The following is a 25156-nucleotide window of genomic DNA, read 5'->3' as shown; positions in this document are numbered from 1 at the left end:
ACCCCGTCTGCATGCGAAGTGAGCAAGACACCGCCTTGCCCGTTATAAACCGGCCCAAGCCGGGTCTGATCTAGGGCGCGCGCTTGTACTGTAGAAGCACCGCCAGCAGGATCACCGCGCCTTTCACCAACCCCTGAAGGTAGGGCGAAACGCCGGTGAGATTCAGCATGTTGTTGATGATGCCGAGAATCAAAGCACCGATCACTGTGCCCCACACGGTGCCCCGCCCGCCGGAAAGCGCAGTGCCGCCGATCACCACCGCGGCGATCGCATCGAGCTCGTAAAAATAGCCCGCGTCGCTCGGGCTCACCGAATTGAGCCGCGAGGTCAGCATGATGGCAGAGAGCCCGACGCACACCCCAGCGATCAAAAACGTCGAGAGCACCATCCGCTCGACGCGAATGCCCGAGTAGCGCGCAACCTGCGCGTTGGCGCCTACAGCGCACACGTGGCGACCAAACGCGGTATGAAACAGCAGCACGTGCGAGACCATTGCCAGCAGGAAAAACGTCCATACCGGAATCGGTATCCCGAGTACGAAGCCGCCGCCCACCTCCGAGAACAGCGGGTTGCGCGTGGTGACCTCGGCGGCGTCGGTGAAGTAAAGCGCCAGCGAGCGAAAGATCGACATGGTGGCCAGCGTCACCACGAAGGCGGCGATGCGCCCGCGCGTCACCAGAAGCCCGTTGAACAGCCCCAATAGCGCGCCACCCACCACTGCGGCGAGCATGGCGAGAATCACCGCTTGTAGCGGGTCGGTGATGGTATTGAGCACATAAAGTACCGCCACCCCGACCAGCGCCACCATCGAGCCCACGGAAAGGTCGATACCGCCGGCAATGATGACGAAGGTCATGCCGATGGCGATGATCCCGGTATAAGAGACCTGGCGCAGCACGTTGGAGAGGTTGCGCGTATTGAGAAAGTACTCGCTGGCAAAGGACGAGACCACGAACAGAACGATCAGCGCCACCAAAGGCGCCAGAATCGCGGCGTTCCAGGGGAGGCGCCGAAACCGCTGGGCCAGCGGCGTGGTGCGTTGGGGTAGCGGATTCATGGGCGCACTCCTTGTGATAATGCGTTATCTGCCCGGCGCTCGGTGTCCGCCTCCCAGGCGCCGGCGGCGTAGAGCATGATGCGCTCCTCGTTGATGTCGTCGCCTTCCAGCGTGGCCGCCACACGTCCCTGGCGAATCACCAGCGCCCGGTCGGCCAGTCCAATGATCTCCTCGAGCTCGGAGGAGATCACGACCACCGCCTTGCCCTGGGCGGTGAGCTCGCGAATCAGGCGATAGATCTGCTGTTTGGCACTGATATCGATACCGCGAGTGGGCTCGTCGAGCAGTAAAATATCCGGCTCGATATCGAGCAGCTTGGCAAAATACACCTTCTGCTGGTTGCCGCCGCTCAAAAGCCCCACCGGAGCGGCCAGGTGGGCCGCCTTGATCGACAGCCGTGCCTGATACTCCTCGGCGCGCTTGCGCTCCTGGCCGTGGCGAATCAACCCGCGTACGTAGCGCGCCAGGCTCAGGTCGGTCACGTTTTGCATCACGTTAAAGGAGAGCTGCAGGCCCTTGCCCTGGCGATCCTCGGAAAGATAGGCAAGCCCGCGGGCGTGGGCGTCGCGGGGGGATTTGAGCGTGACCGGCTCGCCATCGATGAGAAGCTCGCCTGCGCTTTTACGACGAAGCCCCATGATCGTCTCGGCGATTTCGGTGCGCCCGGCGCCGACCAGTCCGGCGAGGCCCAGTATTTCGCCCCGGTGCACCTCGAAATCGATATCGTGCAGTACACCCTCCACACAGAGCCCGCGCACGGCCAGCGCCGGCGCTTGGTGGGGCACGTCGCCGGCCGGCTTGTCGGGAAAGATTTGCGCCAGCTCGCGGCCCACCATCTTGCGCGCCATATCCTCTTCGTTCATGGACGCCACGGCGCAGTGCTCGACCTGGCGGCCATCGCGCAGAATCAAGAGGCGGTCGCAAAGGGCCTTTACTTCGCGCAGCTTGTGGGAGATGAACAGCACCGTCACACCCTTGTCGACCAGCGCCTTCACCACGCGAAACAGCACCGCGGTTTCGTGGCTCGTGAGCACCGTGGTGGGCTCGTCAAGGATCACCACCCGCGCGTCGTTGACGAGCACCCGGGCCACCTCGACCATCTGCTTTTGCGCTACGCTCAGGCGCTCGATGGTCTGGTTCGGGTCCAGGTGTACTTCGAGCGAGTCGAGCAGCGCGCGCGTTTGCGCGCGCATACGGGTGTGGTCCAGAAAACCGCCGCGGCGAAGCTCCTGACCCAGAAACACGTTCTCGTACACCTTGAGCGTGGCCACCAGATTGAACTCCTGGGGAATCATCGCCACGCCCAGGCGTCGGGCACTGATGGGATCCAGCGCGTCGAACGCGTTTCCGCCCATGTGAATACGCCCCACGCTTGGCGTGTAAATGCCGCTGATGATCTTCAGTAGCGTCGACTTGCCGGCTCCGTTCTCGCCCAGAATACCCAGCACTTCGCCCTGGGCAATGTCGAGGTTGATATCGTCGAGCACCGTCACGGGCCCGAAAGACTTACCGATTCCCTCAAGGCGCAAAAGCGGCTCAGCCATCGCTCTCACCCCCGCCAAGCGCAGTCCACACGCCGTCCTTTCGACTGGAGGCGATCGTCGCCTCGATGAAGCGCATACCGTCGACGCCGTCCTCGATACCCGGAAGCCACTCCGGCGGGGCGCCTGCCTGTATGCCGTCGGCGAAGCGCTGGTAGAGATTGGCGAAGCTTTCGATATAGCCCTCCGGATGGCCGCCGGGAAGGCGAACGCTGCGCGCCACCTGCTCGCTTACCGCATCATCGCGGCGGGTCAGGCGTTGGCCCGGGGCATTGAGTGGCTTGAGCCAGAGTTCGTTGGGACTCTCCTGGGCCCAGGCAAGGCTCGCCTTCTCGCCCACGACGCGAATGCTCAGCTCGTTCTCGAAACCCGGGGCGCACTGGCTGGCCCAGAGCATGCCGCTGATGCCGGACTCAAAGCGCAGCAGCGCCTGCACGCTGTCGTCGAGCGCGCGTCCGGCCACGGCGGTGGTGAGCGAGGCGCTTACATCCGCTACTTTCAGACCGCTGACGAACTGCGCCAGCTGAAAGGCGTGAACGCCGATATCGCCCAGACACCCGGCCGCGCCGGCCTTTGCCGGGTCCGTTCGCCAGCTCGCCTGGCGGTTCTCCTCCCCCTGGGCCTCGCTCAGCCACTCCTGCACGTACTCCACCTGCACGTGACGCAGCGCGCCCAACTCGCCGCGCGCCACCAGCTCGCGGGCGTGCTGTATCATCGGATAGCCCGCATAGGTGTGGGTCAGCAGAAAGTGCCCCGCGCTTTGCGAGGCCGCCTTTTTCAACGCCACAGCCTCGGTGGCGGTCATGGTCATGGGCTTTTCACATATCACGTGAAGCCCCGCCTCGAGGCCCGCCATCGCAGCGTCGAAGTGCAGATGATTGGGCGTCACGATGATGAGCGCCTCGACGCCGTCCTCTCTGGCCGCCTCGCCCGCAATCAGCGCGCTCACGTTGGCGTAACAGCGCGCCGGGTCGATATAGAGCGCTCGAGCGCTTTGCCGGTTGCGCTCATGGTTCGACGAAAACACGCCGGCGAGCAGTTCGAAACGATTGTCCAGACGCAGCGCCGAGCGGTGCACCGCGCCGATGAACGCACCCGGGCCACCGCCCATCATGGCCACGCGCAGGCGTCCTGGCATTGAATCACTCATGGCGGGCGGCCTGGACGGCGCCGAGGCCGAGCAGCGCGCGGTTGGCGCCTTGATCGGTTTTGGCATCGGCGAAGTCGTCGAATGCCCGATCGGTGACGAGAATGATGTGTTCGGCCACAAACCGCGCCCCTTCCAGCGCCCCCTGCTCCGGATGCTTGAGCGCGCACTCCCACTCGATCACCGCCCAGCCCTCGAAATCGTACTGGGCGAGCCTCGTGAAAATGCCCTTGAAGTCGACCTGGCCGTCACCCAGCGAGCGAAAACGCCCGGCGCGCTCGACCCAGGAGGTGTAGCCGCCGTACACACCCTGGCTTGCCGTCGCATTAAACTCGGCATCCTTGACGTGAAACATGCGAATGCGCGCGTGGTAGCGATCCAAAAAGGCGAGGTAGTCGAGCTGCTGAAGCAAAAGGTGCGAAGGATCGTAGAGAATATGGCAGCGCGGATGATGATCGACGGCCTCGAGAAAGCGCTCGAAGGTGGCGCCGTCGTGCAGATCTTCGCCCGGATGAATCTCGAAGCAAAGATCCACCCCTTCGGTATCGAAAACATCGAGAATCGGACGCCAGCGCCGGGCGAGTTCATCAAACCCCTCTTCGACCAGTCCCGGCGGGCGCTGCGGCCAGGGGTAAAGAAACGGCCACAGGAGCGCGCCGGAAAACGTGCCGACGGCGTCGAGCCCAAGATTGGCGCTGGCGCGAGCGGCCAGCTTGAGCTGCTCTACCGCCCAGGCCTGGCGAGCGTCCGGGTCACCGTGCAGCGCTTTAGGCGCGAAGCCGTCAAACAGCGTGTCGTACACCGGATGTACCGCCACCAGCTGGCCCTGCAGATGACAGGAGAGCTCGCTGATGTGCAGACCGTGACGCGCTAGCGTCGCCTTGATCTCGTTACAGTAGCCGAGATCGCCGGCGGCTTTTGCAAGATCGATCAGCCGCGTGTCCCAACTCGGAACCTGCACCGCCTTGAATCCCATGGAGGCCGCCCAGCCCGCGATACCGTCCAGCGTATTGAAGGGCGGCTCGTCGCTGACGTACTGCGCCAAAAAGAGGGCGGGGCCCTTGATCGTTTTCATGCGGCTTCCTGACTTATTGTCGTTATAAACGTCCGATGTGACGACTCGATGTAATGGATTACATTGCAGCAAAGGCCTTTTTACCGGTCAAGTCAGACCATTGTTCGTTGAATGGCGAAATTAATTTATAACTTTATGATTAGTAACAAATAATCGAGTAAAACCCGAAACGCCATAGCGACCAAAGTATGAGCTTTAAAAAGGAAAAAGCCGTTTTCAGCTCGTCTTTATCCTGAAAACGGCTGTCTCACTTGGCGCTTTTGTGCAATCGTTTACAGTGACACACGCTCGCGCTTGCGCGCTGAAGGGCAAAGGCGCGGCCAGGTGACAGCAGACGTTACCGCCAGGCGCCCAGCTGCGTTAAGCTACCGCCCCTTTATCCAGATACCTGCCATGAGTACGATCAAGGAAGTCGCAAGTGTGGCCGGCTGCTCCACCGCTACGGTGTCGCGAGCGCTGGCCACCCCGGAAAAGGTCAGCGAGGCGACGCGCGCCCGTGTTGCCCGCGCGATCGCTCAGGTGGGCTATACGCCCAACGGCGCCGCGCGCAGCCTGCGCCGCCGGGAGTCCAAAACCATCGTCACGCTGCTGCCGGATATCTCGAACCCCTTTTTCTCCGAGATCATCAACGGCATCGAAGAGGTCGCCCATCAGGCCGGGTATCAGATTCTGATCGGCGACTGCGAGCGCGACCCTGGCCGCGCCGAGGCCTACTTCGATCTGCTCCCCGCCAACCAGGCCGACGGCGTGCTGTTGCTCACCGCTGACGTGCCTCGAACACTGGTGGAAAGTGCCTGCCGCCAGGCGCGCTTTCCGCTGGTCATGGCCTGCGAATTTTTCAGCGATATCGATCTGCCCACCGTCACGGTGGATAACTACCGGGCCGCCTGTCAGGCGATCGACTACCTGATTTCGCTGGGCCATCGCTACATCGCGACGATCAGCGGGCCCGCTAACAATCCGATCTGCCTCGAGCGCGAACGTGGCTACCGCGATACGCTAACCGCCCACGACCTGTTGAACACGGCGCGCACCCAGGCCGGAGATTTTGGCGTCCACTCGGGCTATGCCCAGGGCCTTGAACTGCTGACCCCGTCCAGGCACCGGCCCACGGCGATTTTCTGCCACAGCGATGAAATGGCCATCGGCGTGCTCAAGGCGGCGCGCCAACTCGGTCTTGCGATACCGAAAGATCTGTCGATTGTCGGCTTCGACAACATTCGTCTGAGCGAGTACTGCGACCCGGAACTCACTACCATCAGCCAGCCGCGCCCCGACATCGGGCAAAAGGCGATGCAGCTGCTGCTTGGGCTCATTCGTGATGAGCCGGTCGAGCGCCAACAGGTGCTGGAGACCCGCCTGATCGTGCGCCAAAGTACCGCCCGGCCTGGGGTTATTTGAAAAGCGCGCTAATCCCGCGCGATCGCCACCACCAGCAAAAGTGCCAGCCATCCGCCGATCAGCGCCACTCCACCAATGGGCGTGACGACCCCCACATTCAGGCCGAAAAGCGCCATGGCGTAGAGTGAGCCGCAAAAACCGAGCGTGCCCAGCAGCCAGAGCGTGAGCACCAGCCGCTGGCCCGCACGCGGGCGCTGGGCGCGCCACACCAGCACCGCCAGCATCGCCAGCGTATGCCAGGCCTGGTAGCGCACGCCGGTTTCCACGGCGCTGACCATGTCGCTGCTGGCCCGCGCGGCCAGCCCGTGGGCGGCGTAAGCGCCGAGCGCCACCATCAGCGCACCGGAGACTGCGACCCAACACCACCATGCTTTATCGGCTTGCTGCACGTAACGCTCCTTACCGTTGTCGGTTCGACCCCTTTCATATCACAGGTGACATACCTTGCACGGCGCTAAACCGCTACAATAGGGGATATTTGGCTTATCAAGGGATACTCATCGTTCATGTCTACCCCTAATGCACCCATAGAGCTTAGGCTCAACGGCGAACCTTACGCCATTAATCAAGGGCAGACGGCGGCGGATCTGATCGCTCAGCTGGGCTTGACCGGGCGGCGCATCGCCGTCGAGATCAACGAGCAGATCGTACCCAAAAGCCAGCTCGACGCCACCGCGCTCAACGAAGGCGATCAGATCGAAGTCGTCCACGCCATCGGCGGCGGCTAGCTCTTTTTCGCGCTCAAGGATTACCCATGACTACACACCACGATACGCCGTTTACCGTCGCCGGGCGCACGTTTGGCTCGCGCCTTCTGGTCGGTACCGGCAAGTACAAGGACATGGCGGAAACCGGCCAGGCCGTCGCCGAAAGCGGCGCCGAGATCGTCACCTTCGCCGTACGCCGTACCAACCTGGGTCAAAACGCCGATGCGCCGAACCTGTTGGACGTGATTCCGCCCAGCCGCTATACGCTTTTGCCCAACACTGCCGGCTGTTACACGGCGAAAGACGCGGTACGCACCTGCCGCCTCGCTCGCGAGCTGCTCGACGGCCACAACCTGGTCAAGCTTGAAGTGCTTGGTGACGACACCACGCTCTACCCCAACGTGGTGGAAACGCTCGCCGCTGCCAGAACGCTGATCGACGACGGCTTCGACGTCATGGTTTACACCAGCGATGACCCGATCGTTGCCCGCGAGCTCGAGGCGATCGGCTGCTGCGCGATCATGCCGCTGGGGTCCTTGATCGGCTCTGGCCACGGCATCCAGAACCCTTACAACGTTCGCCTGATCGTCGAGCAGTCGAGCGTGCCGGTGCTGGTGGACGCCGGCATCGGTACCGCCTCGGAAGCGGCGATCGCCATGGAGCTTGGCTGCGACGGCGTGCTGCTCAACTCCGCCATCGCCCACGCCCGCGAGCCGCTGCGCATGGCCCGCGCCATGAAGCTTGCCGTCGAGGCCGGCCGCGACGCCTTTCTGGCCGGTCGCATGGCACGCCGAGGCGCCGCCGAGGCGTCCACGCCCTTTGCCGGCCGTATCAACGGCTGATTCGACGCTTTATTTTCAAGAACTAGTTTGATGCCCTATTCGAGAACCCTTGCCGAGACCCCATGACCGAGAACAACGCCACCCCGTCCGATAACGCTGGCACCACCGGGCCCGAAAGTCAGGACGCGCCGCTTCACCGCCGCGGCATTAAAAGCTACGTGATTCGCGCCGGGCGCATGACGCCGGCCCAGACCCGCGGCCTCGAAGACGTCTGGCCGCGCCTTGGCCTCGCGCTGGAAGACGGCCCGCAGGATCTATATGCGCTGTTCGGCAGGAAAGCCCCCTGCGTGGTCGAGATCGGTTTTGGCATGGGTAACTCTCTGATCGAACAGGCCAAAACCCACCCGGACACCGATTTTATCGGTATCGAGGTGCACGCGCCGGGGGTGGGCAAGCTGCTCGATGAAGCCGACAAGCTGGGGCTCACCAACCTGCGCGTCTACCGCGAAGATGCTTTGCGCGTGCTGGAAGAGTGCCTGCCGGCGGGGTCGATCAATACCGTGCAGCTCTTCTTCCCCGACCCCTGGCCGAAGAAGAAGCATCACAAGCGGCGCATCGTTCAACCCGCGTTTGTGGAGCTAATCCGCACCCGGCTTAAGCCGAACGGCTTTTTCCACATGGCCACGGACTGGGAAGCCTACGCCGAGTGGATGGCCGAGGTGATGGAAGCCGCGCCCGGCTATGCCAATACCGCCAACGCCGATACCGCGCCTTTCGTGCCACGCCCCAATTTCCGCCCGCTGACCAAGTTCGAAGCGCGCGGCGAGAAGCTCGGCCACGGCGTGTGGGATCTGATTTACCGAAAAACGCCTTGAACCAAAAGTGAGTGGCCAGGGCCTGCGGCCTGAACGTTAGCCCCGCGCCCAAGCCGCGGTCAGCGTAAGACCTGCAAATGCCACAACGGCGGTGGTGGCGCCCAGTTGATCCATCATCATCCCGAACACCGGCGCGCCCGCCGTTTGCCCGACCGCGATGGTCAGAAAACCGACCATCAGCCCAGTGGCAGGGCGCTCGGGCAGCGCGTTAATGCCCCATACCAGATAGACGCCGGTCAGCATGATATAAGCCATGCCGAAGAGCAGCCCGCCGATGAGCGCCATCGCCGGCGTCGTGTTGACCATTCCCACCATGAATACTCCCAACGCAAGCGCCGCTAGGAAGATCCGGTGTATCGGGTTGATCCCGAATCGGGTGATCAGCGCCCCCGCAAATGCGCCTGCCATTCCCGCACCGCCGATCGCGATCCACAAGAGTCCGCTGCCGGTATGGCCCCAATCGAGGCGTAGCGCCAAAAGCTGGCCGCCGAACGACCACACCGCGGTACTGGCGGCTCCCATCAAAAACGATGCCATGATCAAGCGGATTAGCAGCGCATTGAGCGACACCTTCCCCACCTTCGCACCGGCCTTGTGCTTGCCACCGGGTACGCTGAACGCGACCGCCACCGAAAGCAGAAGCGCCGTCGCGGCAAATCCCGCGAAGGCCAGACGCCAATCCTCCATCCAGAGTGCCATCGAGCCTGACAGGACCACACCCGCCCCGGTGCCGGCGTTGATCACGGTATTGGTCAGGCTTTGACGTTTGGGCGCTACGACCCTGTCCACCGCCGCAGCCATGGGCGGCGAGGCAAGCCCGGTACTCGAGCCCGCCAGCATCACCGCCAGGGCTAACCACCAGGCCGACGTCGCCATGACAATTCCTAGCATGCCAATCCCTGCTACCAGCGCCGCGCCGATGGCCACAAGCCGAGGCCCCAGCCGCTCGGTCAAGTAGGCAGACGCGACGATGGCGACACAGTAGCCAAGAAAAGCGCCGCCGGAAATGAACCCGCTGAGGCTTGTGGAAAGGGAAAGCTCGGCATCGATTTGCGGAAGAAACAGCCCGAAAGCAAAGCGCGCAAAGCCGTAGCACACCGCAATCAAGCCAAAGCCGCATGCGCCGAGCGTCAGTGCGGGGCTCACAAGCGGTGACGCTCGAGCAGCGTAACGGCCGCCATCCGCGCGGCGACTACCGATTGCTCACCGCGATAGATCGCAGCGGCCGTCGCCCCCTCAAAAAGCACGATGATCTGCTCGACTAGATCAGCGTTGTCGCTCTGGCGCGTTTCCACGATGACCAGCTCGGCGATCTTGTCCGCCACGCGGGCTTTATGAGCCAGCACGGCCTCGACGATTTCCGGGGAGTCGCCGCCGGTCTCTCCATAAGCGCGCAGGAAAAGGCAGCCGCGCACCCCTTCCACCCGCGCCCAATCTTCCAGCGCCTTGAACAGCGCATCGATGCTATCGACCTCCAGCCGACGGGCAAAGCGCTTGTCACGTTCGCCAAGCACACTGGCAATCAACGCATTCTTGCTGCCCGCGTGTTTATAGAGCGTGCGGCTCGAGATACCCGCGCTTTTGGTCAACTTATCCATGCCGGTGGCGGTAAAACCGTGGCGGTCGAACAGCGCTTCCGAGGCGGCAACGAGTTTGCTCATTATGTCCATTGTGCGTCTCCTTTGAATGGAACCACACACTCAATGTAAAACGATCATTTTACACCGTCAAACGATATCGCCGTAGCCGCCTGCGCCCAAGGCGCGCTAAAAACGCCATGAGCACGCAAGTGTTTGATGGATAGATAACTCTTGAGTGAGCACACCACTCGAAAAAAACGGGTATCGAGGCGGGAAGGGTTTAAACGCCCTGACGCCGGCAGCGCTCGGAGCAGTAGACGACGTTGTCCCAGTCGCGTGCCCACTTCTTGCGCCAGGTGAAGGGTTTTTGGCAGACGGGGCAGATCTTGGTCGGAAGGTGGGGCTTTTTATGGGCCATGAGAAAGCGGGCTCGCGTACGGGGTGTCGCCTCAGTCTAGACACGTTGCACCCGCCGACGGGGCAGTCAGCGCTTAAAATTTTCGGGAGGCACCAAAAAAGAAAGCCACTCCCGAGGAGTGGCAAAAGACCGTGACTAGCAATGAGAGGGAGAAACCATGACAGAAAAAGTCCCGCTGTCCTGGTTGTGACGTCTCATCAAACGCCAGCAAGGACAATATAATAATTCTCATTTACCCCGTCAACACAAATGCGAATACTTTTTATTTATTTTTACACGCCAGCCAGTTTGAGCCACAGCGGCAGCGTCAGCATGGCTAAAAGCGTTTGTCCGGTGATGATCGCGGCCATCAGCTCCGCGTCGCCGCCCAGCTGGCGGGCCAGAATATAGGCCGAGGTGGCCGTGGGCAGCGCGGCAAACAAAAGCGCCACGTCGCGACTCAAGGGGTCGAGGCCCAGAACCCAGGCGAGCAGCAACACGACCAGCGGCATGAGCAACAGCTTGGCCACGTTGGTGGTCAACGTGCCGCGGTCCAGGCGCCACAGCGCCGCCGGGCGAAGCGCCACGCCTACCGCCACCAGCCCCAGCGGCAGCGCAGCGCGGCCCAATAGCTCGGCGGCGCTGCCACTCCAGCCGGGCAGGCCAATGCCGCTCATGTTTAAAAAGATTCCCGCCAGGCAGGCCAGAATCAGCGGGTTCTTCAAAAGCGTCAGCGCGCTCTGGCCAAGGCTCGCCTGCCCTAGCGTGCCGGCGCGGATAAAGCTCGCCACGCAGAGAATATTGACCACCGGTACCATGACCGCCACCGCGACCGCCGCGGTGGTCACCCCGACGCTTCCGTGCAGGGCTCCGGCGCCGGCCACCCCCACGTAGGTGTTGAAGCGAATCGCGCCCTGAAACACGGACGTGAACGCCGGTGCGTCCAGTCGAATCCACGAGCGCAGCCCCCAGAGCAGCCCTGTCATGAGCCCAATCGCCCCAAGCAGCACCGCCGCAAGCCTTGCCACGGGTACCTGGCTTACGTCCGCCGTGGCAAGCGTTGCCACCAGCATGGCGGGGAACAGCACGAAATAGATGAGTTTTTCCATCTGCGCCCAGAACTCAAGGCTCGGCCAGCGCCGGTAGCCGATGACCCCGCCCAGAAGAATCAAGAGAAAGAGCGGCCCCAGCGCTCCGGTAATGCTGTTCATCGATGCTCCTTCAATTTACGCACGACGTGCGACATCCTGACCGCTCGCCGGCAACGCTTAGCTGCTACCATGCAGTATCTTCTCTGCCCTGTGGTCGTATCGTGACGCTTTTGCCATGAACAAGCCAACGCTGCCATGAACAAGCCAACCCCGTCGGAACCTTCTCGCGCTTTTCCGCTGCTCAACGTCCTCATGCTGGTCACCGCCCTGGCGCTGATGGCGTGCCTGGCGTACGGCTTGAACAGCTGGCTGCGCGACGACAGCGAGATTACCTGGTTCGCGCCCGACCCTGGGTGCGAGCTGCACACCAGCGCCTGCTCGGCGCAGTTGAATGACGGTGTGCTGAGCTTCGCGGTGGACGTGGACGGCCCCATCGAGGCGCTCAACGTTTTGCCGCTCGAGGTGATCGTCCAGGGCGTGCCGGCGCGCCAGGCAAGCGTTGAATTCATCGGCCGCGACATGGCGATGGGGCGCCACCATTTCGATCTGATCACCACCGCGCCGGGCCACTTCCACGGCCAGGGGCAGGTCGGGCTCTGCACTCAGGCCGTCATGGCCTGGCGGGCGCGGGTGGTAGTGACCACGCCTGGCGGCAAAATCGGCAGCTGGTTCGATTTCGAGGTTACCCGGAGTTAGCATGCACGCACTTCTCAGACGCCGCGGTGTGATCGCGGCGCTGCTTTTGGCGCTTGTCGGGCTTGGCGCGCTGGCGCTACTACTGACAGGCGCCGGGCAAAACAGTGAGGCGCCGCGCGGCGGACCGATCACCATGGCCTCCACCGATGGCGCCTTCTCGCTTTCGCACCTGACCGAGGATCAGATCGCCGTGGTGTCGTTTGGCTACACGTCCTGTCCCGATGTCTGCCCCATTACGCTGGCGATGAAGCGTCAGGCGCTGGCGCAGTTCGACGAGTCGATCCGTGAGCGTATCGTTCCGGTGATGATCACTGTGGATCTCGAGCGCGATACGCTGGCACGACTGCGCGAGTACGTCAGCGCCTTTGGCGACGAGTTCATTGGCCTGGTCGGCACGCCCGACGAGCTTGAAGATGTCGCCAAGCGCTACGGCGTGGTGTGGCAGCGAAGGGAGGCGACTGATTCCACCATGGCCTACACCGTGGATCACACCGCCGGGCTCTTTCTCGTCAATCGGGAGGGAGTGATTCTTGAGCGAGTGCTTTATTCACCCACGCCGTCGGCGCTGGTGTCGGCACTGGATCGCGAGCTCGAGCGGGGCACGGGTTAGCCTGCGGCGTTGACTGAGCCTTCAGCCATAAAAGCGCCGCCCGAGGGCGGCGCAGTGCGGTCAAGGCGCGGAAGGGATCACTCGATGCCTAAAAGCTCGACGCGGAACGTGAGCATTTCGTTGGGACCGATCGGACCCTGGCCGTTTTCGCCGTAGGCGAGCTCGGAGGGGATGTAGATCATCCACTTATCGCCGACGCTCATCATCTGCAGTGCCTCCTGCCAACCTTCGATGACCTGGTTGACCTGGAAGGTGACCGACTCGCCGCGCTCGAAGGAGCTATCGAACACGGTGCCATCGAGCAACATACCTTCGTAGTTCACCTCGACGGTGTCCTCGGGGCCGGGCGATTCGCCGTCGCCGGACTCGAGCACTTCGTACTGAAGGCCAGACTCGGTGACTTCGACATCGTCACGCTCGGCGTTTTCGGCCAGGTACTCCTCGCCTTCCTGCTGGTTCATCTCGGCAATTTCCGCCGCCTGCTCTTCACGCTCCTGCATGGAGCGCTGCTGGAAGGCGACCAGGGTTTCCATCATCTCTTCTTCGGAAAGCGCCAGCTCGTTGCCTTCGAACACGTCGCGCATGCCGCTTGTGAAGGTATCGATATCGAGATCCTCGATATCCGCCTGCATGCTTTCGCCAAGCGTCACCCCAAGGCTGTAGGCCAGGCGCTGTTCGTCGGTTTCCGGCTCGGCGGCGGCGAACGGCGCCACCAAAAGAAGCCCGGTCAAAGCCGCGGTTTTGAACGTTGTAGAGACCATTGCTTTCATATGTAAACCTTCTTCAAGACGCTGTGCGCCGGCTGGAAAATTCTGGGTCGCAAACGCGTACGCGACGCCTGTCGGGCTAAGACCCCGTTGCGGGCCAAAGGTTTAAGACTGCAGGTTCAAGATTACACCACCAGGGTGGGACAGTGCGATGCCCCGGCAACGCGCTGTGACACGCTGCCCAGCAGCAGGTTCTTGTCGCCGTTGGTGCCCTGGGCGCCAATCACGGTCAAATCGCACTCGCGCTTTCGCGCAAAGCGCACGATGGTGCGCGATGGGCGCCCACCCTTGACGAAAGCGCGCACTCGGGTGGCGTCGGCACCAAGCTCCACCGCGAGCGCCTTGGCGTAGACGGCGATTTCCGTGGCGTACTCCTTGAGCGCGTCGTCGGGAATATCGAGCTTGCTCGGGCGCACCATGGAAAGCGACGCCTCGAGCAGACTGTGATGTTTGAAGACGCAGAGCATGTAGAGCTCCGCGCCGGTCAACAAATGCAGGCTTACCGCTTTCTCGAGCGCCTTGACCGCGCCCTTCGAGCCATCCACCGGTACCAGAATACGATGAAACATGGGTTTTTCCCCTTTTTATGACCCGGTCACCTAGCGAAAGGCCACGTCGCGCAGAAACAGCGCGATCTGCGGGAACATGATCAAAAGCGCCGCGGCGAGGATCAAAATCAGGATGAATGGCGGCGTGCCCTTGATCACGTCCCAGTATGGGCGCTTGAAGATCGCGATCGCGGTAAAGATATCGCAGCCAAACGGTGGCGTCGCCGAACCGATCGCCACCTGCAGCGTGATCAGAATACCTACCAGCACCGGGTCGAGGCCGGTCGCGGCTACCGCCGGCGCGAAAATCGGCGTAAGCACCAGAATCACGACGATCGGATCGACGAACATGCAGGCGACGAAAAACGATACGCAGATAGCGATCAGAACGCCGGTCGGCCCGGCGTCGTTGACGCCCACCGCCTCGAGAATGGCCTGGGGAATCTGGGCAAACGAGATGACCCAGGAGAAGCCGTTGCCCACCGCCACCAGAATGAACACCACCGCCGTGATCAGCCCGGTGGACTTGGCGATGGTGTAGATATCGCTCATTTTCAGCGAGCGAAACACTACGAACTCCAGAAGCACCGCATAAAGCACGCAGGCCGCCGCCGCTTCCGTGGGGCTGAACACGCCGCCGTAGATACCGCCGACGATGATGACCGGGAAGCCCAGCGGCCAGAGCGCATCCTTCACCGCAAGCGCCCGAGCCTTCCAGCTCGAGCGCGGCTCGGTGGGGACGTCCCTGACGATGGCATAAACGATGCAGTACGCCGAAAACATGAAAAGAATCAAAAGTCCTGGCCCGATACCGGCGATGAAGAGCTCGCCGATCGACGTGCCGGAAATAACGCCATAAATGATCATGCCGATACTCGGCGGAATCAAAAACGCGATATCGCTTGCGTTGATGATCAGCGCCAGCGTAAACGAGTCCGAGTAGCCCGCTTTCAGCATCCTAGGGCGAAGCGGCGAGCCCACCGCCACGACCGTTGCCTGGGTCGAGCCGGACACCGCGCCAAACAGCGTGCACGACGCCGCGGTGCTGACCGCAAGCCCGCCCTTGATATGGCCGATGAAGGACATCACCATTTCGATCAAGCGGTTGGCGGACTGGCCGCGGGTCATGATATCGGCGGCGAGAATGAACATCGGCACCGCAATCAACGAGGCTGGCCGGATACCCGCCATCATCTGCTGAATCAGCGTATCCATCTGGCCAAAGCCGTTGAACATCATGTAAAAGCCAATCACCGCGGCGGTGATTAGCGGAATCATCATGGGAAAGCCCAGCAGCAGCAGGGCGATCATGGTCACTACCATTATCGTCGTCATCGTGTTCCCCTAAGCTCGCGTGGCCCTGGTTAAACTTCCGTTTCCGTATCCTTGTACCCATCCACCACGCCGGTCGAGAGATAGACATCGTGGCTGGTCAGGTTCTTGATGGCGGTCAGCAGGTATTGAATGGCGGTGATCAAAAACCCCATCGGCACCCACACATAGATCATCCACACCGGCAGGCTGAGCGCCGGCAGCACCCGCCCCTTGCTGTAGAGATCGAGGATGTAGATCACCGAGTAGTAGAGCAAAAAGAACATCACAAGCGAGGTGAACAGCGAAATCACGACCATTAGCACGCGGCGCCCGCCCACCGGCAGCGCATCGTAAATGGCCGACATGCGGATATGTCGACCGTGGCGAGCGGCGTAGCCGATCCCTGCGAAGGTGATCATGATGATGAGAATCCGGTTGAGCTCGCCGGAAAACATGATGCTGTTGCCGAACACGAATCGGGCAACGACGTTGATGACCGTATTCAGCGCCATTAGCAAAACCCCCAGCGCCAGAATCACTGATTCGACTTTGCTAATTGCGGTGTCGACCACCCCCAAAACGCCGGGCAGCCCCGAGCGGTAGTTGGCTTCTGCTTCCTCTTCGGTCATGGCTATTCTCCTGTCAGCGCCGCGCTTCGCTCGCTAAAACGAGCGGCATTGCGGTCAAAAGGCGCGGATAAAGTGCATGCAAAAAACGCATCCCCAAGGGCACTAAAAAGGGCAGCCGTGGCTGCCCCTTGCGTTACTCGAGATAGGCGTGCGGCGAGGCCGGTGGGATCATCGTCCCACCGACGACGACGCGCTTACTCGTTTTCAACGTTTTCAAGGTCGGCCTTGAACTGCTCGAGTAGCTCGCTGCCGCGCTCGCCGGTCATTTCGAGGAAGGCTTCCTCGACCTGCGGGGCACGCTCGCGAAACGCTGCAATCTGCTCGTCGTCCAAACGCGTCACGGTGACTTCGTCGGACGCCTCCTGAATTTTCTCCAGCGACGCCTCGGCCAGGCCCTGAACGTGCTCCATGGTTTGTTCGTAGGCGGCGTCGGTGGCGTCTTGAACCAGCTGCTGGTCCTCTTCGGACAGACCGTCGTAGAAGTCCTGGTTGGCCATCATCGCGGTGGTGAACCAGCCGTGGCCGGTGAAGGTCAGGTGGGGCGACACTTCATAAAGACCGCCGGACTCGATCCAGAAGATCGGGTTTTCCTGGCCGTCGATGATGCCGGTCTGCAGGCCGCCGTACACTTCGCCCCAGGGCAGCGGCGTGGGCGTTGCGCCAAACGCGCTGTAGGTCTCGGAGAGCAGCGGATTGGTCATGGTACGGATTTTCTTGTTATCCATGTCCTCCGGCGAGCTGATCGGCTCGTCGGTGGTGATGACCATTTCGCCTTCCGGATACATCTGGAGAAGTTCGAGCCCCTGCTCGGCGTAGAGCTCGGGGAACATCTCGTTGATCGCCTCACTTTCATCGAAGAACGTCAGAACGGTCTCTTCGTCGGTAGGCAGCAGATAGGGAATGAAGAAGATTTGCGCTTCGGGAATCAAGGCGCCGGTGAAGCCGGGGGACTGGTTGACGAACTGCAGGATGCCGTTCTGGGTCTGCTCCATGATGTCGTCGGACTCGCCCAGCTCGCCAAAGCGATACACCTGAACGGTATGATCGGAGTTCTCTTCGATGTACCCCTTGAACGCTTGGGCAAACACGTCCTGAACGTCGCCTTCGTACTCTTCGTGGGCGTAACGCCAGTTATCTGCCTGGGCCGCGGCGCTCATGCCGAACAGCAGCGCGCCAACGCTTGCCGAGGTAAGAAGTTTGGACGTAACCGAACGCGTCGATAAAGCCTTGTAAGCTTTCATGCAGAGTTCCCCTTGAAGTGGTAAGCGCGTCACATAAAGCGCACAAATCCATTTTTAAATAACGGCTAGCGCAGCGTTGATGCCTTACCCGCTACGTTTGAAGCGGGCACGGTCGGATCACACGCCATGCGTTATTCAAAAATAGCTTAATTTGAGGCTAGCGCGCTGACTTGACCGGGTCAAGACGGGTGCCAATCACCGCCCAGGCGTTTTCGACCTCAATACAAGGCTTGTCAAAAACAGGGGCATCGGCCGCCAAATCACTCGAAAAGAGCTGATACTGCAGCCAAACGCTCGCGTTCCGCGATTCTTTATCGATCTCTTCAAGCGTTGAAATATCGCTTTGAGGCGCAAGCGCGAACGCCTGCCAGGCGTCAAGATTTTCTTTCTCGGCGGCAAGCTCGGCGTGCTTTATGGTGTCGCGCAGCGCCTTGATCGAGGCACTTCGTTGAGCCTGGCCCTTGAGCGTTTGGCGCAGCGCGCGAAGCGGCTGGGTGATCTCGTGCTGCCAGCGCAAGCGCGAGCGCCGCTCGTGGGCAAGCGCTGCCGGGTTGGCCATGAGCCCATGACGGTAGAGCCAGGCGTGGAACAGAAGCTCGCAGACATCGACGCCGGCCTGATCCTGCAGCGTCAGGCAGGCAGGTGTCACATCGTCGAGGGCGTAGAAGGCGCAGGCGAAATCCCAAAGCGGTGTCTGCCGCAGGCGCCTTGATCGGTTAGAATCACTCATCACGTTCGCCTCATTCGGGAGAAAGCATGATCGCACTGCGCCAGGTGGCCCTGCAACGGGGCACGCAAACGCTGCTGGAGGGCGCCGATCTGACGCTACACAATGGCGTCAAGGCCGGCATCATCGGCGCCAACGGCGCCGGCAAGTCGAGTCTTTTCAAGCTGCTACTCGGCGAGCTGGGCCCGGACCAGGGCGATATCGAAATGAGCGGCGGCCAGCGCGTGGCCCACATGGCTCAGGAGGTCGAGGCGCTCGACCGTTCGATCATCGAGTACGTGCTGGATGGCGACGTGGCCCTGCGCCAGGCACAGCAGGAGTTGAGCGATGCCCAGCGCGCCGACGACGCCCACCGCGAGGCGGAGCTTCACGGGCTGATCGAGACACTCGACGGCTACACAGCCGAGTCCCGCGCCGCCCAGCTGCTGGTCGGCCTTGGCTTTTTGCAGGCCAATCTGACCCAGCCGCTGTCGAGCTTTTCCGGCGGCTGGCGCATGCGCGTGAACCTGGCGCGCACGCTGTTCATGCCCTCTGACCTGTTGCTGCTCGACGAGCCGACCAACCACCTGGACCTCGACGCGCTGCTCTGGCTCGAAAACTGGCTGACCCGCTACCCGGGCACGCTGCTTCTGATCTCCCACGATCGCGACTTTCTCGATGCGGTGTGCGATCACATCGTCCACATGCATCAGCAAAACGTCGAGCTTTACCGCGGCAACTATTCGCGCTTCGAGCGCACCCGCGCCGAGAAGCTCGCCCTGCAGCAGGCCCAGGCCGCCAAGCAGCAAGCGCGGCGCGAGGAGATCGAGCGCTTCGTCGCTCGCTTCAAGGCCAAGGCGACCAAGGCGCGCCAGGCGCAGAGCCGGGTGAAGATGCTCGAGCGCATGGAAGAGATCGCGATCGCCCACGTCGATTCGCCCTTTCACTTCACCCTGCCCGCCGCCGACAAGACCTCGCACCCGCTGCTGGTGCTCGACGACGCGCGGCTGGGCTATCGCGGTGACGCCGGAGAAACCGTTCAGCTCGACAAGGTCAACCTGACGCTACTGCCCGGTAGCCGCATCGGCCTGCTGGGCCCCAACGGCGCGGGCAAGTCGACGCTGATCAAGACGCTGACCGGCGAGCTTTCGCTGCTGGCCGGCAAGCGCGTGCCCGGCGAGCACCTGGCGATCGGCTACTTCGCCCAGCACCAGCTCGAGGGGCTCGACGTCACCGCCACGCCCTTCGTTCACGTGCAGCGCCTCTCCCCCACCGCCAGCGACCAGGAGATCCGCAACTTTCTTGGCGGCTTTGGCTTCAAGGGCGACGACGCCTTCGCCACGGTCGCCCACTTCTCCGGCGGCGAGAAGGCGCGCCTGGCGCTTTCGCTGGTGGCCTGGCAAAAGCCGAACCTGTTACTGCTCGACGAGCCCACCAACCACCTGGATCTGGAGATGCGCGAGGCACTGACCCAGGCGCTGTCGGCGTTCGAGGGCACGGTGATTCTGGTGTCCCACGACCGTCATCTCTTGCGTGCCACGGTGGACGAGTTCTGGCGGGTGGCGGATCACCGGGTCGAGCCCTTCGACGGCGATCTGGATGACTACCGCGCCTGGCTCAAGACGCGCCTGGAAGAGAGCCGCCGTGAGGAGCGCGTCGAAAAGAGCGAGCGCCAGGCGCAGCAGCCAAGTGTAGACCGCAAGGCCTCGCGCAAGGCCGCCGCAGCGCTACGCGAAAAGCTGCGGCCGCAGAAAAAAGCGCGTGACCAGGCCGAAAAAGCCATGGAGGCCGCCCAGAGCGCGCTCGAGAACGTGGAAGAGACGCTGGCGGAGCCGGCGCTCTACACCGACCCGGCGCGCAAGGCAGAGCTGACCGAGGCGCTGGCCGAGCAGGCGCGCTGCAAGGAGCGCGTGGACAGCGCCGAGCAGCAGTGGCTCGCCGCCGAGGAAGCGCTGGAAGCGATGGAGGCGGAAATCCTCGAAAGCGAGCACTAGCGGCTTTTCACCTTGGGCTTTTAACCCTGGGCTTTTAAACCTGGCGACTTTCGAGCATGAAGGTGACCGGCCCGTCGTTGGTGAGCGTCACCTGCATGTCGGCGCCGAAGCGGCCGGTCTCGACCGCAGGCCAGGCCGCGCGGGCGCACTCGACGAGATAGTTAAACAGCCGCTCGCCCTCTGCCGGGACGGCGGCACTGGAAAAGCCCGGCCGCAGCCCCTTGCGGGTATCCGCGGCCAGCGTGAACTGGGACACCAGCAACAGCCCGCCGTCGACCTGCTGCAGGTTGTCGTTCATCTTGCCCTCGGTGTCGCTGAACACCCGATAGTGTAAAAGCTTGTGCAGGATTTTTTCCGCATCCGCTTCGCTATCGCCGCGCTCGACGCCGACCAGCGCCAGAAGCCCCTGATCGATGGCGCCGATGCGCTCGCCGTCCACGCTCACGGCGGCGTGCGTCACTCGTTGAATCAGTGCTTTCACAGGCTACCACCAGCGATGAAAGTGATGGACCGGCCCGCGCCCGTGACCGACCTGCAGCCGCTCGCTGGCCTCGAGGGCTGAGTGAAGCCACTGCTTGGCCTCGCGGATCGCCTCTACCGGGGCGTGCGCGTCGGCCTCCAGAGGAAGTCTTGCCAGACACGCGGCAACCGCTGCGGAGAGCGCGCAGCCGGTGCCGTGCAGGTTCTGCGTATCAATGCGCGAGGCGGGAAGCCAGGCGTGCTCGGTGGGCGTGGCCAGAAGATCCGGGCAGGTCTCGCCGGTCAGGTGGCCGCCCTTGAGCACCACGAAGGGCGCGCCGAGCCTGGTCAGCCCCGGCAGCATCACTTCCATCTCATCCGGCGTTCTGGGCGAGGCGGTGTCGAGCAGCACCGCGGCTTCGGGCAGGTTCGGGGTGATCACGTGGGCCAGCGGCACCAGCACGTCGCGCACCGCGCGAATGCCTTCGTCATCGACCAGGATATCGCCGCTTTTCGCGACCATCACCGGGTCGAGCACGATCCAGCGCGGGCGATGCTTCTCCAGCACCGCCTTGATCACCTCGGCGACCTCGCGACTGCCGACCATGCCGATCTTCACCGCGTCGATGGCCACGTCCTCGAGCAGGTTCTCGAGCTGCACGCGAATCATCTCCGGCGAGACCGGCTCGACCCGGGCCACGCCCTGGGTGTTCTGGGCGATCACCGCGGTGATCACGTTGGTGGCGTAGACGCCGAGGGCCGAAAACGTCTTCAGATCGCCCTGCAGCCCCGCGCCACCGGAGGGGTCGGAACCGGCAATGGTCAATACCTTCGCGATATGCGTCATGGTCAATGTTACCCCGTGCTTACATGACCGAGGGAAGCCAGGTGGCGATCCCCGGGAATAGCGATAGCGCCAACAGCATACACAACTGCAGCAAAATGAACGGAATCACGCCCTTGTAGATGGCCGAGGTCGGCACGCTCGGGGGGGTGACGCCGCGCAGGTAGAACAGCGCAAAGCCGAACGGCGGGGTCAAAAACGAGGTCTGCAGGTTCACCGCGATCATGATGCCGAACCAGATCGGGTCGACGCCCATGGCCAGCAGCACCGGGCCAACGATCGGCACCACCACGAAGGTGATCTCGATGAAATCGAGAATGAAACCGAGCAGAAAGATCACCAGCATGACGATGATCGTCGCGCCGACCACGCCGCCGGGCATGGACTCGAACAGGCTCGTGACCAGCTCCTCGCCGCCATAGGCGCGAAACACCAGTGAGAACAGCGCCGCGCCGATCAAAATCAGAAACACCATGCTGGTGACCTGGGCGGTAGAGTAGAGCGTCTCCTTCAGCATGGTGAAGCTCACGCGCCGGTTGGCCACCGCCAGTACCAGCGCGCCAAAGGCGCCCACGGCAGAGGCCTCGGTGGGTGTTGCGAAGCCGCCTAGAATCGAGCCCAGCACCGCCACGATCAGCAAAATGGGCGGCACCAGCCCCTTGAGCAGCAGCGGCCAGATCGAGCCCTGGTGATTGAGCTCCGCCTTGAGCTCCTCACGATCCACCGCCGGCGCCGATGACGGCTTGAGCCACGCCAACACCAGCAGATAAACGATGTAGGTTACGACCAGAATCAACCCCGGCACTAAAGCGCCGATGAACAGATCGCCGATGGAGAGCGTCTTTGGGCTCCACACGCCCATGGAGAGCTGCGCCTGCTGATAGGCGTTGGAGAGCACGTCGCCCAGCAGCACCAGCGCGATCGACGGCGGAATGATCTGGCCAAGTGTACCGGTGGCGCAGATGGTGCCGGTGGCCAGCGCCGGAGAGTAGCCGCGCTTGAGCATGGTCGGCAGCGACAAAAGCCCCATGGTGACCACGGTGGCCCCGACGATGCCGGTGGAGGCCGCCAGCAGCATACCGACGATGATCACCGACAGCCCCAGCCCGCCGCGCAGCGAGCCAAAAGCCATCGCCATGGCGTCGAGCAGCGTTTCGGCGACGCGAGATTTCTCCAGCAGCACGCCCATCAGCACGAACAGCGGCACCGCCAGGAGCGTCGTGTTGGTCATGATGCCGTAGAGGCGGTTGGGCATGGCGCCCATCATGTGGGGCTCGAAGGGCACGTCCACGCCCAGTGATGTGAGCGCGTAGCCGATACCGGCAAATCCAAGCGCCGTGCCGGCCAGCGACAGCGCCACCGGATAGCCCAGCATCAACACGCCGCACACGGCGGCGAAGAGCACCAGCGGCATGAAGTCCAGTATGACGGCCACTAGACGACCTCCTCGTGCTCATGAGTGGGATTGGGAAGCGCGCCGCGAATGATCAGCGTCTGGCGAATCAGCTGCGCCACCGCCTGCAAGAGCAACAGCGCCACCATGGCGAGAATCAGCGACTTCAACAGATAGACCGCCGGGATGCCGGCGTTGGGCGAGCGCTCCATGATCGCCCAGCTGGTCAACACGTAGTGGAAGCTGCCGATGGCGATGAACAGCGACACGGGGACGAGCAGAAACAGCGTGCCCAGCAGGTCGATCCAGGCCCGGGCTCGGCTGGAGAGCTTGCGGTAAAAGATGTCTACCCGCACGTGGCCGTCGTGCTTGAGCGTCCAGGCCGCGCCGAGCATGAATACCGCAGCGTGCATGTACATCACCGACTCCTGCATGACGATGCTGTTGGCCCCGATCACGTAGCGCAGCACGACGATGGCGAACTGCACCAGCATCATGATGATGATCAGCCAGGCGACCGCTCGCCCGACGCCTTCGGTCAGCCCATCGAGCCAGCGTAAAAGCCGCGGCTCAAAAGAATTTGCACGCATGGAGGTGTCCTGCCTTCTGAAAACGACTCGAAATGATCGCCGATTCTATCCCCTGCGTCATCCCCTGCGACCTCAAGCCCCCCTTTTTACGACCATTTACCGAGCAAGGGCCATCGAAGAGCTGCTTCAAGCGCGATGGTCAGGCCAGAGGCGCCGGGCGATGAGCGGCTTCGAGTGATCGTAGGCAGGCGGCAGGCAGCGGCAATTCCACCGCCACCGGCAGGTGATCCGAAAAGAGATGGTCGAGCACGCTGACGTCGGCGGCTTCCAGGGTTTGCGACAGCAGAATGTGATCCAGCGCTCGGCGCGGCTGCCAGGAGGGGTAGCTCAAAAGCGGCTTGACCGGATGCAGCGGCAGCGAAGCGCTAAAGCGCTCGTGGGCGTGAAGCTGCTCCGGGGTGCAGTTGAGATCGCCCATCACCACCACGTGGCGAAGCGGGGCGATGATGTCGCTTAGATAGTTGAGCTGGCGCACCCGGCCGCGATGGCTCAGCGCCAGGTGCGCCACGAAGATATGCAGCGCGTCCGGGCCGTTGCCGAAACGCACGTGGATCGCCCCGCGCCCGGGAAGCGTGCCGGGCAGCCGGTGCTCTTCGATACGGCTGGGGGTGAGTTTCGATAAAAGCCCGTTGCTGTGCTGGGCGATACGCCCCAGATTGCGGTTGAGCTGCTGAAAATGGTGGGGAAACCCGGCCTGAGCGGCCAGGTATTCGACCTGATTGATACGGCTGGAGCGAAAGCTTCCGCCGTCGACTTCCTGAAGCCCCACCACGTCGAACTTGCCCAACACCTCGCCCATGACGTCGAGGCGCTTGACGCGGCGCGGATGGGGCAAAAAGTGCTGCCAGCTCCGGGTGAGGTAGTGATGGTACGCCGAGGTTTGAATGCCGACCTGCAAATTGAAGGTCAGAAGTCTCAGCGTACCGCTCTCCCAAAACGGACTTTGCGCTTGCTGCGCGGCGTCGTCGGCGGAGAAGCCCGACACGATTACTCGGCGCGCTCGCTACGGACCTGCTCGATCAGCGCCTCGGCGACGACCGGCATGTTGTCCGCGCCGCCGGCAGTGCTCGGGGTCACCACGAAGCGGCCATCGACGACCAGCGCCGGCACGCCCATCAGGCGCATTTCGCGCATGCGGCTGTTGGCGCGATTGGTTTCGCTGCGTACCGGGAAGGCGTTGAGCGCCTTTTTGGCCTCGTCTTCGGTCACGCCGTAGTTGGCGAAAAACGCGGCGATGTCATCCTCGTCGGTCAGTTGCTGACCGTCCTGATGGATCGCATCGAAGAAGTCCTGATGAAGCTCCTCCTCGATTCCGAGCGACTGGGCGGCGTAGAAGGCGGTGGCATGGGTATTCCAGTTGCCGCCCATGGTCGCAGGCATTTTGACGACTTCGACGTCGTCGTCGAGGGTGTCGTACCACTCGTTGACCGTGTCCTGCAGGCCGTAGCAGTGCGGGCAGCCGAACCAGAACACCTCGGTGACCTCGATGTGATCGTCATCGGCGACGGTCGCGACCGGGTTCTCCAGCAGCGTGTAGTCCTGGCCTTCCACTACCGTCTGGGCACTGGCGGCGGTCGAGAGCGCAAGGCCGGCCACGGCCGCAACGAATACTTTAAACATTATCGACATTCTCCAAAGTTGAGCGAAGCCTA

At 62.5% G+C, this 25156-nt stretch carries 28 protein-coding genes; 7 read left to right on the top strand and 21 right to left on the bottom strand.

Annotated features, from left to right (window positions below):
* Positions 1–70 precede the first annotated feature (70 nt).
* The 4 genes from RN347_RS00865 to RN347_RS00850 are packed head-to-tail and all read right to left on the bottom strand — an operon-like array spanning position 71 to position 4820.
* Complete coding sequence (locus RN347_RS00865) at positions 71–1057, bottom strand: ABC transporter permease (RefSeq protein ID WP_263585504.1); 987 nt, start codon at positions 1055–1057, stop codon at positions 71–73.
* Positions 1054–2601 (bottom strand): sugar ABC transporter ATP-binding protein, encoded by a 1548-nt coding sequence (locus RN347_RS00860; RefSeq protein ID WP_263585505.1) that lies wholly within the window; start codon positions 2599–2601, stop codon positions 1054–1056. Before RN347_RS00860 ends, RN347_RS00865 begins: the two co-directional genes overlap by 4 nt.
* Positions 2594–3748, bottom strand: coding sequence for a Gfo/Idh/MocA family oxidoreductase (locus RN347_RS00855; protein WP_311959375.1), 1155 nt, complete (start codon positions 3746–3748; stop codon positions 2594–2596). Before RN347_RS00855 ends, RN347_RS00860 begins: the two co-directional genes overlap by 8 nt.
* Entirely contained in the window at positions 3741–4820 is a 1080-nt protein-coding gene (locus RN347_RS00850; protein ID WP_311959373.1) for a sugar phosphate isomerase/epimerase family protein, read from the bottom strand. Before RN347_RS00850 ends, RN347_RS00855 begins: the two co-directional genes overlap by 8 nt.
* A gap of 393 nt (positions 4821–5213) precedes the next feature.
* Between RN347_RS00850 and RN347_RS00845 the strand changes: the two genes are divergently transcribed.
* Positions 5214–6221, top strand: a complete 1008-nt coding sequence (locus RN347_RS00845; protein WP_311959371.1) for a LacI family DNA-binding transcriptional regulator — start codon at positions 5214–5216, stop codon at positions 6219–6221.
* Positions 6222–6229: 8 nt separating this feature from the next.
* On the opposite strand, the gene RN347_RS00840 is transcribed toward RN347_RS00845, so the two are convergent.
* Positions 6230–6610, bottom strand: coding sequence for a DUF423 domain-containing protein (locus RN347_RS00840; protein ID WP_263585509.1), 381 nt, complete (start codon positions 6608–6610; stop codon positions 6230–6232).
* A gap of 117 nt (positions 6611–6727) precedes the next feature.
* On the opposite strand from RN347_RS00840, the gene thiS reads away from it, so the two are divergent.
* The 3 genes from thiS (at position 6728) to trmB (ending at position 8585) form a co-directional block, all read left to right on the top strand.
* Positions 6728–6949 carry a sulfur carrier protein ThiS gene (thiS, locus tag RN347_RS00835; RefSeq protein WP_252108149.1) on the top strand — a complete coding sequence of 74 codons (222 nt, stop codon included), beginning with the start codon at positions 6728–6730 and terminating at the stop codon, positions 6947–6949.
* Positions 6950–6975: 26 nt separating this feature from the next.
* Positions 6976–7770: a thiazole synthase gene (locus tag RN347_RS00830; RefSeq protein ID WP_263585510.1), complete on the top strand. Its 795-nt coding sequence runs from the start codon at positions 6976–6978 to the stop codon at positions 7768–7770.
* 62 nt (positions 7771–7832) lie between these two features.
* Positions 7833–8585, top strand: coding sequence for a tRNA (guanosine(46)-N7)-methyltransferase TrmB (trmB, locus tag RN347_RS00825; protein WP_311959369.1), 753 nt, complete (start codon positions 7833–7835; stop codon positions 8583–8585).
* Between the two features lie 36 nt (positions 8586–8621).
* Here trmB and RN347_RS00820 read toward each other — a convergent pair whose 3' ends face one another.
* The 4 genes from RN347_RS00820 to RN347_RS00805 form a co-directional block, all read right to left on the bottom strand.
* Positions 8622–9731 (bottom strand): MFS transporter, encoded by a 1110-nt coding sequence (locus RN347_RS00820; protein ID WP_311959367.1) that lies wholly within the window; start codon positions 9729–9731, stop codon positions 8622–8624.
* Positions 9728–10255, bottom strand: coding sequence for a helix-turn-helix domain-containing protein (locus RN347_RS00815; RefSeq protein ID WP_311959365.1), 528 nt, complete (start codon positions 10253–10255; stop codon positions 9728–9730). The genes RN347_RS00820 and RN347_RS00815 overlap by 4 nt, the downstream gene beginning before the upstream one ends.
* A 190-nt stretch (positions 10256–10445) precedes the next feature.
* Entirely contained in the window at positions 10446–10583 is a 138-nt protein-coding gene (locus RN347_RS00810) for a DUF2256 domain-containing protein (RefSeq protein ID WP_311959363.1), read from the bottom strand.
* 272 nt (positions 10584–10855) lie between these two features.
* Positions 10856–11773, bottom strand: coding sequence for an AEC family transporter (locus RN347_RS00805; protein WP_311959360.1), 918 nt, complete (start codon positions 11771–11773; stop codon positions 10856–10858).
* 135 nt (positions 11774–11908) lie between these two features.
* Here RN347_RS00805 and RN347_RS00800 point away from each other — a divergent pair, with 135 nt between their 5' ends.
* Entirely contained in the window at positions 11909–12409 is a 501-nt protein-coding gene (locus RN347_RS00800; protein WP_311959357.1) for a hypothetical protein, read from the top strand.
* Position 12410: 1 nt separating this feature from the next.
* Positions 12411–13019 (top strand): SCO family protein, encoded by a 609-nt coding sequence (locus RN347_RS00795; protein WP_311959354.1) that lies wholly within the window; start codon positions 12411–12413, stop codon positions 13017–13019.
* Positions 13020–13096: 77 nt separating this feature from the next.
* Here the strand turns inward: RN347_RS00795 and RN347_RS00790 are convergent, their stop codons facing one another.
* From RN347_RS00790 to RN347_RS00765, 6 genes are all read right to left on the bottom strand, one after another.
* Positions 13097–13789, bottom strand: coding sequence for an FKBP-type peptidyl-prolyl cis-trans isomerase (locus RN347_RS00790; RefSeq protein ID WP_263585517.1), 693 nt, complete (start codon positions 13787–13789; stop codon positions 13097–13099).
* Positions 13790–13911: 122 nt separating this feature from the next.
* The gene (locus tag RN347_RS00785; RefSeq protein WP_263585518.1) at positions 13912–14355 is read right to left on the bottom strand and encodes a universal stress protein; all 444 of its coding nucleotides are present in this window, start codon (positions 14353–14355) and stop codon (positions 13912–13914) included.
* Positions 14356–14385: 30 nt separating this feature from the next.
* Positions 14386–15669, bottom strand: a complete 1284-nt coding sequence (locus RN347_RS00780; RefSeq protein WP_311959350.1) for a TRAP transporter large permease — start codon at positions 15667–15669, stop codon at positions 14386–14388.
* Positions 15670–15698: 29 nt separating this feature from the next.
* On the bottom strand, positions 15699–16277 hold the full coding sequence (locus RN347_RS00775; protein WP_263585520.1) for a TRAP transporter small permease: 579 nt from the start codon (positions 16275–16277) through the stop codon (positions 15699–15701).
* Positions 16278–16471: 194 nt separating this feature from the next.
* Positions 16472–17518 (bottom strand): TRAP transporter substrate-binding protein DctP, encoded by a 1047-nt coding sequence (gene dctP / locus RN347_RS00770; RefSeq protein ID WP_263585521.1) that lies wholly within the window; start codon positions 17516–17518, stop codon positions 16472–16474.
* Between the two features lie 157 nt (positions 17519–17675).
* Positions 17676–18248: a TIGR02444 family protein gene (locus RN347_RS00765; RefSeq protein ID WP_311959346.1), complete on the bottom strand. Its 573-nt coding sequence runs from the start codon at positions 18246–18248 to the stop codon at positions 17676–17678.
* A 26-nt stretch (positions 18249–18274) separates the two neighbouring features.
* Here RN347_RS00765 and RN347_RS00760 point away from each other — a divergent pair, with 26 nt between their 5' ends.
* The gene (locus RN347_RS00760; RefSeq protein WP_311959344.1) at positions 18275–20218 is read left to right on the top strand and encodes an ATP-binding cassette domain-containing protein; all 1944 of its coding nucleotides are present in this window, start codon (positions 18275–18277) and stop codon (positions 20216–20218) included.
* A 34-nt stretch (positions 20219–20252) separates the two neighbouring features.
* On the opposite strand, the gene dtd is transcribed toward RN347_RS00760, so the two are convergent.
* From dtd to RN347_RS00730, 6 genes are all read right to left on the bottom strand, one after another.
* The gene (gene dtd / locus RN347_RS00755) at positions 20253–20699 is read right to left on the bottom strand and encodes a D-aminoacyl-tRNA deacylase (RefSeq protein ID WP_311959341.1); all 447 of its coding nucleotides are present in this window, start codon (positions 20697–20699) and stop codon (positions 20253–20255) included.
* Between the two features lie 3 nt (positions 20700–20702).
* Positions 20703–21524 carry a bifunctional hydroxymethylpyrimidine kinase/phosphomethylpyrimidine kinase gene (thiD, locus tag RN347_RS00750; protein WP_311959339.1) on the bottom strand — a complete coding sequence of 274 codons (822 nt, stop codon included), beginning with the start codon at positions 21522–21524 and terminating at the stop codon, positions 20703–20705.
* 19 nt (positions 21525–21543) lie between these two features.
* A complete protein-coding gene (locus tag RN347_RS00745; RefSeq protein ID WP_311960865.1) occupies positions 21544–22947 on the bottom strand; it encodes a TRAP transporter large permease subunit in 1404 nt (467 codons plus the stop codon).
* A gap of 8 nt (positions 22948–22955) precedes the next feature.
* Positions 22956–23504, bottom strand: coding sequence for a TRAP transporter small permease subunit (locus RN347_RS00740; protein WP_263585526.1), 549 nt, complete (start codon positions 23502–23504; stop codon positions 22956–22958).
* A gap of 139 nt (positions 23505–23643) precedes the next feature.
* Positions 23644–24489 carry an endonuclease/exonuclease/phosphatase family protein gene (locus tag RN347_RS00735; RefSeq protein WP_409335776.1) on the bottom strand — a complete coding sequence of 282 codons (846 nt, stop codon included), beginning with the start codon at positions 24487–24489 and terminating at the stop codon, positions 23644–23646.
* A gap of 2 nt (positions 24490–24491) precedes the next feature.
* On the bottom strand, positions 24492–25124 hold the full coding sequence (locus RN347_RS00730; RefSeq protein ID WP_263585527.1) for a thiol:disulfide interchange protein DsbA/DsbL: 633 nt from the start codon (positions 25122–25124) through the stop codon (positions 24492–24494).
* Between the last annotated feature and the right edge of the window lie 32 nt (positions 25125–25156).

Source organism: Halomonas sp. PAMB 3264, assembly GCF_031954245.1.
GTDB lineage: Bacteria > Pseudomonadota > Gammaproteobacteria > Pseudomonadales > Halomonadaceae > Vreelandella.
This window is presented reverse-complemented; position numbering and strand designations above follow the sequence as displayed.

What these genes read in the sequence shown, in the direction of transcription:
- RN347_RS00865 (WP_263585504.1), bottom strand. Translation starts at nt 1,057, where the DNA reads ATGAATCCGCTACCCCAACGCACCACGCCGCTGGCCCAGCGGTTTCGG.
- RN347_RS00860 (WP_263585505.1), bottom strand. Translation starts at nt 2,601, where the DNA reads ATGGCTGAGCCGCTTTTGCGCCTTGAGGGAATCGGTAAGTCTTTCGGG.
- RN347_RS00855 (WP_311959375.1), bottom strand. Translation starts at nt 3,748, where the DNA reads ATGAGTGATTCAATGCCAGGACGCCTGCGCGTGGCCATGATGGGCGGT.
- RN347_RS00850 (WP_311959373.1), bottom strand. Translation starts at nt 4,820, where the DNA reads ATGAAAACGATCAAGGGCCCCGCCCTCTTTTTGGCGCAGTACGTCAGC.
- RN347_RS00845 (WP_311959371.1), top strand. Translation starts at nt 5,214, where the DNA reads ATGAGTACGATCAAGGAAGTCGCAAGTGTGGCCGGCTGCTCCACCGCT.
- thiS (WP_252108149.1), top strand. Translation starts at nt 6,728, where the DNA reads ATGTCTACCCCTAATGCACCCATAGAGCTTAGGCTCAACGGCGAACCT.
- RN347_RS00830 (WP_263585510.1), top strand. Translation starts at nt 6,976, where the DNA reads ATGACTACACACCACGATACGCCGTTTACCGTCGCCGGGCGCACGTTT.
- trmB (WP_311959369.1), top strand. Translation starts at nt 7,833, where the DNA reads ATGACCGAGAACAACGCCACCCCGTCCGATAACGCTGGCACCACCGGG.
- RN347_RS00815 (WP_311959365.1), bottom strand. Translation starts at nt 10,255, where the DNA reads ATGGACATAATGAGCAAACTCGTTGCCGCCTCGGAAGCGCTGTTCGAC.
- RN347_RS00810 (WP_311959363.1), bottom strand. Translation starts at nt 10,583, where the DNA reads ATGGCCCATAAAAAGCCCCACCTTCCGACCAAGATCTGCCCCGTCTGC.
- RN347_RS00805 (WP_311959360.1), bottom strand. Translation starts at nt 11,773, where the DNA reads ATGAACAGCATTACCGGAGCGCTGGGGCCGCTCTTTCTCTTGATTCTT.
- RN347_RS00800 (WP_311959357.1), top strand. Translation starts at nt 11,909, where the DNA reads ATGAACAAGCCAACCCCGTCGGAACCTTCTCGCGCTTTTCCGCTGCTC.
- RN347_RS00795 (WP_311959354.1), top strand. Translation starts at nt 12,411, where the DNA reads ATGCACGCACTTCTCAGACGCCGCGGTGTGATCGCGGCGCTGCTTTTG.
- RN347_RS00790 (WP_263585517.1), bottom strand. Translation starts at nt 13,789, where the DNA reads ATGAAAGCAATGGTCTCTACAACGTTCAAAACCGCGGCTTTGACCGGG.
- RN347_RS00785 (WP_263585518.1), bottom strand. Translation starts at nt 14,355, where the DNA reads ATGTTTCATCGTATTCTGGTACCGGTGGATGGCTCGAAGGGCGCGGTC.
- RN347_RS00780 (WP_311959350.1), bottom strand. Translation starts at nt 15,669, where the DNA reads ATGACGACGATAATGGTAGTGACCATGATCGCCCTGCTGCTGCTGGGC.
- RN347_RS00775 (WP_263585520.1), bottom strand. Translation starts at nt 16,277, where the DNA reads ATGACCGAAGAGGAAGCAGAAGCCAACTACCGCTCGGGGCTGCCCGGC.
- dctP (WP_263585521.1), bottom strand. Translation starts at nt 17,518, where the DNA reads ATGAAAGCTTACAAGGCTTTATCGACGCGTTCGGTTACGTCCAAACTT.
- RN347_RS00765 (WP_311959346.1), bottom strand. Translation starts at nt 18,248, where the DNA reads ATGAGTGATTCTAACCGATCAAGGCGCCTGCGGCAGACACCGCTTTGG.
- RN347_RS00760 (WP_311959344.1), top strand. Translation starts at nt 18,275, where the DNA reads ATGATCGCACTGCGCCAGGTGGCCCTGCAACGGGGCACGCAAACGCTG.
- thiD (WP_311959339.1), bottom strand. Translation starts at nt 21,524, where the DNA reads ATGACGCATATCGCGAAGGTATTGACCATTGCCGGTTCCGACCCCTCC.
- RN347_RS00740 (WP_263585526.1), bottom strand. Translation starts at nt 23,504, where the DNA reads ATGCGTGCAAATTCTTTTGAGCCGCGGCTTTTACGCTGGCTCGATGGG.
- RN347_RS00730 (WP_263585527.1), bottom strand. Translation starts at nt 25,124, where the DNA reads ATGTTTAAAGTATTCGTTGCGGCCGTGGCCGGCCTTGCGCTCTCGACC.